General features: G+C 58.9%; 2 protein-coding genes. Both read left to right on the top strand.

Annotated elements, in window-relative coordinates:
• Positions 1-242: 242 nt before the first annotated feature.
• Entirely contained in the window at positions 243-542 is a 300-nt protein-coding gene (locus WM40_RS30540) for a hypothetical protein (RefSeq protein WP_157793828.1), read from the top strand.
• A 484-nt stretch (positions 543-1026) separates the two neighbouring features.
• Positions 1027-1557, top strand: coding sequence for a P-loop NTPase family protein (locus tag WM40_RS26755; RefSeq protein WP_201779190.1), 531 nt, complete (start codon positions 1027-1029; stop codon positions 1555-1557).
• Positions 1558-1711: the final 154 nt, after the last annotated feature.

Raw genomic sequence — 1711 nt, 5'->3', positions numbered from 1 at the left:
CGCTGTTACCGCGTGGTTTACGTCGTTGAAGTTTTCTTCGGCGTTCGCGTTGCAAGACAGGAATGATACCGACGCCGTCGGCCATGGTTGCTGCAGATCAGCAAGCAAGCAAGACGACTAGGTCCGCTGCCAGCCGAGTTGCTGCGCTTGCTTACGCTAGGCTTTCGGAAATTCTTGGTCTCCAAGCTCATGCGTGACGCCAGGGAATGCGGCAAACGGTTCTCTGAGTTCGCGAGCGTGGCTTGGGAGCACTGAGCCAGGCACGCTCACCAATCAGCTACCTAAACGCCCTCCTACGCAGTTCGACGGATTTCCACACCCTCGCCGGCCGACGGTTTGTCTATGCGCAGCACAAGCGCCGCTTCGAGGTATCCAGCGACGGGGCAGTTGTCTCGGTCCACGGGCCTGGCCAGCGTGTGCGCAATGCAGGCGGCGCTTGGCGCGAGGCATTTGTTCGGGCCTTGCGGCAAGGCCAGGTGATCGCGCAGCCTGATTCGCTACCCCCTGTCGCTGCGCCCATGCCATCGGGCGTAACGTTTTAACGTTGTAACTTTATAAAGTTATGCAGTCACATCTCATCAGACGCCCCGGCGCTAAACCACGTCAAGTTAAAACGGTATGCAGTGATGCAGTTTTAACTTTACGCAGTTATGACGTTACAACGTTGAAACGTCATGCATTTGTAAATTTTTGCAGTTGAAACGTTTTACGGTTATCAAATTATGAAGTTTCGTAGTTCTAACTTTATGTAAGCGCGACGAAAGCGATCAAAGGTGTTGAGGATCTCGCAGCCCAACTAACGAGTGCCGCGAGAGCGCCACTTGTTTCACGCACCCAGCGACCCGAGGGTTCGGGGGGCAGGAGAAATGAGCCGCGTGCGCGTGCCGACACGCTGCAATTGACCTTGCGTCCGGCACGCACGCTGTATGAGCGCTACGTTGCTATTGCTGCGGCCCGCAGCCAGGCGCGGGGCCGGATGGTGACGGTGCAAGAAGTGATGTTAGAAACGTTGGAGCAAGCACAGACATGAGCACGATTATCTACGTGGGTGGCCAGAAGGGTGGCACTTCCAAGACGACGACGGCACATCTGCTGTGCCTCGGTGCGGTGTTGAAACGGCAGCCGGCGGCCTATGTGCTGACTGATCCGCACCGACGCGTCAAGAGTGAGGGGCGTCCATATGGCGTGCTCGATGGCAGGGACGGCAACGCACTTGCGCAGGTCATCACATCGAGCCGCGTGACGCAAAACGGCTGGCTGATCATCGATGGCGGTGGCAATCGTCCTTCATTCGACCAGGTCATGACACGGCAGGCGGATCTGACCTTATTGCCCTTCAGGGCGTCCGAAGAGGATACCGACGCGGTGGCACTCGATCTCGATAGCTTGCCGAACGCGATTGCGCTGCCGGCGGCTTGGCCGGCGAACCGATATGCCCGGGCCAGCGCGCAACGGCTCATCGAGGAACTGTCCGCAAGATATCCGGATCGGGTGGTGAGATCTCCCGTGGACTTCGTCAACTCCACCGCGGAGCTCGTGGGGGACGTCATTGGATAACCCGGCGTCCGTGCTTCGCAATGCGGCGCGCAGCGCGTTTGCGCTGCTTCAACATGTTTGGGGCACGCGCGCTGATTCGCTATCGCGAGACACCGCGGCGTGACGTGACAGGGGGCCTTGAAGCAGCCCCCGCAGGGCATCCACATGCCGTTTC

Origin of the sequence: Robbsia andropogonis, from assembly GCF_000970345.1 — a bacterium.
Classification (GTDB): Bacteria; Pseudomonadota; Gammaproteobacteria; order Burkholderiales; family Burkholderiaceae; genus Robbsia; species Robbsia andropogonis.
This window is presented reverse-complemented; position numbering and strand designations above follow the sequence as displayed.